Genomic DNA, 6,851 nt, shown 5'->3' on the forward strand with positions numbered 1-6,851 from the left:
CCGTCGCACCGCCTTTGCCCATTACAGGCCTGACATCAAAACCCGGCATCGCCAATCGATTGGCGATGCCGTTATTTCTGGCGAAACGCCGAGTGGAACGACACAACCAGCGGGCCTAGAATGTAGTCGAGTGCGGTGCGTTCCTCCGTAACGATCATGACTGACGCCGGCATGCCTGGGTAAAGCGCAATCTGTGGGGCTGCAGCCAATTCCACCGGATCGACAGCCACGTCGGCGAGGTAGTAGGGAAACCCGGTCTTGCTGTCGGTAATGCGATCCGCCGAAATGCGGGTGACGCGTCCATGAATGACGGGTATCGAACGCTGCTTGTAGGATGTGAAACGAACTTCGGCGGCCATGTCGGGTCGCAGGTTCGATATGTCCTCGACGCGAACCTGCGCTTGGACGATCAGCGAATTCTCCGTCGGCACGATGTCGAGGATCGTCTGGCCTGGCGCCACGATCGCACCGATCGAGAAGACGCTGAGATCCATCACCTGGCCATCATAGGGCGCGCGCACTTCGGCCCGGTCCATGGCAGCCTGGGCGGCAAACATCTTGGGCACAAGGTCAGCAAGGTTCGATTGCGTATCGATCAGCATGGCCGACAGCTTGGCTCGGCGCTCGTTGGTCAATTGCGCGATCTGGCTCTCGAGTTCGGCTTTGCTCTGTTGGCTGCCGCCAATCGCGCCGAGGTTCTCGTCGATCAGACCCTGCAGATCCGAGGCGGACCGTTCCAGTTCCAGGATGCGAGGGCGGGTCGTCAATCCGGCCTTGAGCAGCTTCGACAGGCTGGTCTTCTCGTCAATCGTCGATTGCAGCTGTGCCTGGTAGGATTCGACCCGGGACTGCTTGCCCTTTATCTGCTCCTCGAGCTCGGCAATGCGCCGCTCGAGGATCTGCGTTGCGCCGGCCATCGAGGCGCGCTGGCTTTCCAGATCGGCGATCTGGTTTGCCATTGCATCCCTGAGATAGTCCTCATGCTCCTTGAGGATGTCCTTGGGAAAGGCAACAGCCACGCTGCCGTCCAGTTCGGCCCGGATCCTGGCGTCGGTTGCGCGCAAGAGCGCATATTGCTGGGCATAGAGATTGAACTCGGACCGGATTCTGGTGTCGTCCAGCTTCAGCATGATGTCGCCCTTCCTGACGACGTCGCCATCCTTGACGCGGATCTCCTTCACCGTACCGCCGTCGAAATGCTGTACGCTCTTCCGATTGCCTTCCACCTTGACGATGGCGTCGGCGAGCACGGCGCCGTTCAGTGGCGCAAAGGCTGCCCAGCCGCCGAAAATGCCGAAAAAGGCAACGATGATCAGCAGGCCGATATAGGTCGGTGCGCGGATCGAATCCGGGGCCTGGATATCGGTTTCGCCGGGCAGGCTCCGGTAGGTGAGGGCGACGTCGCTCATCGATCTCTCCGGCCACAGCTCATTGGGGTGCCACCGCCATTGGTGCAGCGCGCTGGTTGAGCAGCGCCACGATCTCGTTCCTCATGCCGAAGGCCTCGACAGCGCCGTCGCGCAACAGAAGGATCTTGTCGACATTCGCCAGGGTCGAGGGTCGGTGCGAGACGATGATCACGGTGCTGCCGCGGCGCTTGAGCTCAATCGCGCAGTCGCTCAGCGCGCGGTCGCCATCGGCGTCGAGATTGGAACTAGGCTCGTCGAGAATGATCAGGTTCGGTGTGCCGAAAACCGCTCGGGCAAGGGCAATTCGCTGCCGATATCCCCCTGACAGGACTGCGCCGCCTTCGCCGATCTGGGTCTCGTAACCCTGCGGCAGGCGGATAATCATCTCGTGCACGCCAGCCAGCCGCGCGGCCTCGATCACCTCCTGGTCGACATTGGTCTTGAATCGACCGATGTTGGCGGCGACCGTATCGGCAAAGAGTTCGATGTCCTGTGGCAGGTAGCCGATGTGGTCGCCTAGCGCGTCGTGCCCCCACTGCGACAGGTCGGCGCCATCCAGCCTGACGGTGCCGCGGCTGGGTTGCATGACGCCAGCGAGATGACGTGCCAGTGTCGATTTGCCGGCGCCGGAAGGGCCAACGATTCCGAGCGCCTCGCCTGCTTCCAGCCGGAACGATATGTCCCGGAGGAGCACTTTCTGCTGGCTGGCAATTGCAAAGCTGACCTGCTCGACCGAAATCTTGCCGGTGGGCTTCGGCAAGTTGAATGATCGTTCGTTCCGCGGTCCCCCGTCGACCAGCCTCTCGACCCTTGCCAACGCCGCCCGCGCCAGGATCAGGCTGCGCCAAAGGCCGACGATCTGCTCGACCGGCTGTAGCCCCCGGCCCAGCAAGAGGCTTGCGGCAAACATGGTGCCGCCGGTGATCTGCCGCTCGATCACCAGATAGGCGCCAAGGCCGAGGATCAACGACTGCATGGTTAGCCGCAGGAAACGGATCAGGCCGGACATCAGGGCGGCCCGATCGCTTGCCTCCGCCTGGCGCCGCAGCGCCAGGTTACGGTCGCGCCCCCAGCGGCGGATGAGACCGTCGATCATCCCCATGGCGCGAACGACTTCCGAGTTTCTGAGGCTCATCTCGGTAAAGTTGTAGTTGGTCGTCGCCAGGTCGTTGGCCTGTTTCAGCGGCGAACGCACGAGATACTCGTTGAGCACGGCCATGGCGATCAAGAGCAGCGAGCTGCCCACCGCGAAGAAGCCGAGCCACGGATGCAGCAGGAAGATGATGCCGATGTAGATGGGCGACCATGGCAGGTCGAACAGGGCATGGATGCCGCTGCCGGCGATGACCTGCCTGAACGTGTCGAAGTCGCGGATAGGCTGGCTCGGCGAGGAGCCGGGCGATGGGGTTTCGACCGACGCGGCGAGGATCTTTGCCGACAGCAGCCGGTCGAGCCGCGCGCTGGCACGCGTCAGGACCCAGGCGCGCACCAGATCGAGGCCGGCCAGCGAAAGGAAGGCCGCCAGCAACACAAGGGTCAGCATCACCAGCGTGGTTTCGCTGCCGCTGGTAACGACCCGGTCGTAGATCTGCAGCATGTAAAGTGGGGACGCGAGATAGAGCAGATTGATCGCCAGGCTGAATGCCGCCGCAACGAGAAAATAGCGGCGGCATGCGCGAAGCGCGTCCTTCACAATCTTGGATTTGTTGTCGAGACTCAACTACCCAGCGGAAAACCGCCCCCCTGTCCACGCCCGGAACCGATACTACTCCTGATCGTCCAACCGGCCACGTGATCCCTTCCTCTTCCTGCCGTAAACCTTAATTCGTAAGCTGAATCAGTAACCGGCAGCATGAGGAGAGCCGCGCCTATCCGCGCGGCTCTCCTTTTGGTTCACATCACAAAGTCGCTCACTTGCACCACCGTCCTGCCGGCGCCGTCGTCGGCAAGCGTGAAGCTGTGGGCATCGTAGACGCCGAGCAGGTGGAGCGTGGCGTTGTGCGTGCCGTCCGTGACGGTCAACGTTCCTCCGGCGCCGTCGAGGTCCGCCTGATAGGCAGCGGACGTCCCGGTGCCGAACAGGATATCTTCGAGGTTCACCTTGTCGTCATTGGTGATGCCGGCGATGCTTCCGCTGAAGTCGAATGAATCGTCCAGCTGCAATGTGCCGGCCGCATCATGCGCGAAGGTGACGTCCGTCGACGAGGCGCCGCCGAACTCCAGCTTCGACAGGTTGCCGATCGTCGCGTCGCCGTCGCCAGTGACCTGGCCGTTGATGGCAATGTTGCCGCCATTGGCCCACAGCATGCCAGAATTCGCCAGCCCGCCAGTGACCGTCAAGCCACCGGAGCCGGTTGCCTCCAGCGTTCCCGAATTGACGACGACACTGCCTCCAGTGTCGATGACCAGCGCGTGCGAGCCGGTGGCGATGATCGTGCCCTGATTGTTGAGGGACAATGAACCGCCGCCCAGTTGGCCGGCGCCGGAGATGGTGTTGTCGACATTGGTCAAGTTGTTATCGGCGGTCGCGCCGGAGATCACGTTCGCATCGCTGTCGGAGAGCACGATCTGTCCGCCGCCGTGCAGCGTTATGCCGTTGGCGATCACCTCAAGCTGCGTAGTCGCACCTGCATCGTTGAGCGCGATGGTGCCCGTGTTGTCGATCAGCCCGCCGAGCGGCATAATCGCGCCGTCGGCGATCGACATCGTGCCGGCGTTGTGGGTGACCGGCGCCTGGTTGAAGAGGAAGTTGCCGGCGCCGAGCTCGGAGGCCGAGACGCCCTGCACGGTGATCGTCTCCCCAGAGCCGACGGTGACCACGGCGTTGCCGCTGCCGTCATTGGCGATAGTGAGATCGCCGAAGCCGCTGACCCCGTCGAAGCCCATCAGGTCGATCCTGTCCGCTGCCGCATCGAAATTGTGCAGCGTGTCGGCCGCGATCGGCTCGCCGAAGACGAACAGGTCGGCATCGAAAGAACCAGTCAGGTGGTCTTCGGCGGACAGGGCGTAGATGGGATTGCCGGGTGCGAAGACTTCGACGTTGGTTGCGATTAAGCCACTTCCGATGCTTCCGTCGGCATTCGTCCAGGTTTCGGCTATGTTGAGCACGAGGGCACCTGCGTAACCGTCGGGCGACGTGAGCGACAACTTGGCGAGGTTGTCGGCCTGCAATATCCAGGTGCCGTTGCCTAAGTCCATACCCTCGCTCAAACTCCAACCCTCAGGAACCCCGGCGATTGTCAATGAGACAGCACCAATTCGATCGGCAGCCGGATCGGTCAACCCGAGATTCATTGCCTGTCCGGACACACCGGCAGGTGCGCCGCCGAGCACGAAGTCGCTTGTCTGAAGCGAAGCCACTCCAGCGAGATGAACTTCAATAAGACCCGCATTGCCGCCGTTCAGTGCGCCACCGGTCGGATTGGCGAACACGATTGTCTGGTTGTTCGCCGTGTCCACGAACCAGGCGGTTTGGTGCGACAGAACGGAACTTGTTCCAGTCGCCAACGCTCCCTGAACCGTGGTGATTCCGGTAGCCGTCGTGAGCTGTACGTGGTCAGATCCTGACGTAAAGTCGGTTACCGTATCGAAGGATGAGTTGCTCGACTCGGCGGAGGTCGCGAGGGTGTATTTAAATGTATCGTTGCCCGACCCGCCGGCCAGGATGTCAGCGCCCGCGCCGCCGGTCAGCGTGTCGACTCCACTTCCGCCTAGAAGCAAATCGGATCCATTGCCGCCATTCAACGTATCATCACCACCGAGGCCAACGAGAATGTCGTTTCCATCGTTTCCGGAAATTGTCTCTCCTACAGCCGTACCGACCAGTGTGTTGTCCGAGGCATTGCCGGTCACCCCCGCTAGGAGGTCGGGCAGGTTCGCTGCGATCGCTGAATAGGTGACAAATCCACCTGAAGCAGGAGCAATCGCAAGGGCAGCGGACTCAAAGGCGGTGACACTAGCCCCCCAGCTTGACGCCGTCAGATTGAGTGTGCCGGAGGGCGAGCCGTCGAGGTAAGTCTGTAGCGTGCTTTCGAAGGTCGCGTTCGAAAGTATTGCCTCTAGCTGGCTTGCCGAGAACACCAAAGTTACGGTATCCGAACCATTGCCGCCATCATAACTCGTGGTGCCGTTTATGTGGTTCCATGCAGTCACGAGCGTGTCTGAACCATTCCCCATAAGAACCGACCAGTTACCTGCCGGGGCGGGTGTATTTCCATCGAACGTAGTATTTGCGAAGTTTGCACTGTCGGCGCCGTTTGCAAAATTGATCGTGTGTCCGGTGATGCTATCCGCAAGCGTTATTGTCACCGTTACCGGCGCGCTGGAGAGAGATCCGTCCGTAGCATGATAAGTGAATGAGTCAGTCCCTAAGAAACTGTCAGTTCGGTTGTAAGTAAACGACCCATTTGCGTTCAGTGTAACAGTTCCGTGAGTCGGATTCGTATCTTTGACTGCGGTGATGCTGTTGTCGTCGCTGTCATTCGTGAGCACTCCCGGTGTCGCAATAATCAATGTATTACCGCCAGATGTGTCGAGTATATACGAGTCGTTCTGAGCGATCGGCGCATCGTTGACTGGCGTGATGCTGATCGTGACGCTGTGCGAGACACTGCTGTCTGTGCCGTCGCTCGCAACGACGTTGACCGTCCGAGCCGCTGTCGTCGGCGCGTCGCTGGTATTGTTGTAGACGATGCCGTCGAGGATCGTCTGGTATGTCGCCTTAGCGGCCGACCCTGTGATCGACAGAATGCCGGTGCTTGCGGTGTAGAGCACCGTCAGTCCGGCGGCAGCCGCAGTGGCGCTGGCGTTCAGCGACAGGGATTCGACTGCATTGCCATCGGGCCGCGCCGTCAGCGTCGCCGTCAGGGACGTCAGGTTCGCCGAGTCGACGTCGGTCACCGTCGCCGAAGGCGTAATCACCAGCGGCGTCTGCTCCGTGAAGGAAGCCGTCGCGTCATTGCCGGCGCCGGCGCCGTTCAGATCAATGACCGGCGCATCGTTGACCGGCGTGACGCTGATCGTGACGCTGTGCGAGGCACTGCTGTCGGTGCCGTCGCTCGCAACGACGTTGACCGTCCGAGCCACCGTCGTCGGCGTGTCGCTGGTGTTGTTGTAGACGATGCCGTCGAGGATCGTCTGGTAGGTCGCCTTCGCGGCCGAGCCTGTGATCGACAGAATGCCGGTGCTTGCGGTGTAGAGCACCGTCAGTCCGGCTGCGGCCGCCGTGGCGCTGGCGTTCAGCGACAGGGATTCGACTGCATTGCCATCGGGCCGCGCCGTCAGCGTCGCCGTCAGGGACGTCAGGTTCGCCGAGTCGACGTCGGTCACCGTCGCCGAAGGCGTAATCACCAGCGGCGTCTGCTCCGTGAAGGAAGCCGTCGCGTCATTGCCGGCGCCGGCGCCGTTCAGATCAATGACCGGCGCATCGTTGACCGGCGTGAC

3 protein-coding genes are annotated in these 6,851 nt (G+C 61.6%); all 3 read right to left on the bottom strand.

The window, feature by feature from the left end; all coding sequences use genetic code 11:
* Positions 1–71: 71 nt before the first annotated feature.
* A complete protein-coding gene (locus tag AC1DZ8_RS32600; RefSeq protein ID WP_477306922.1) occupies positions 72–1,409 on the bottom strand; it encodes an HlyD family type I secretion periplasmic adaptor subunit in 1,338 nt (445 codons plus the stop codon).
* 19 nt (positions 1,410–1,428) lie between these two features.
* Entirely contained in the window at positions 1,429–3,129 is a 1,701-nt protein-coding gene (locus tag AC1DZ8_RS32605; protein WP_477402345.1) for a type I secretion system permease/ATPase, read from the bottom strand.
* A 173-nt stretch (positions 3,130–3,302) separates the two neighbouring features.
* Positions 3,303–6,851 (bottom strand): beta strand repeat-containing protein (locus AC1DZ8_RS32610; protein WP_477402347.1); only part of this gene is annotated, 3,549 nt, incomplete at its 5' end.

The sequence above is a fragment of the Mesorhizobium sp. P2_F7 genome, assembly GCF_056403695.1.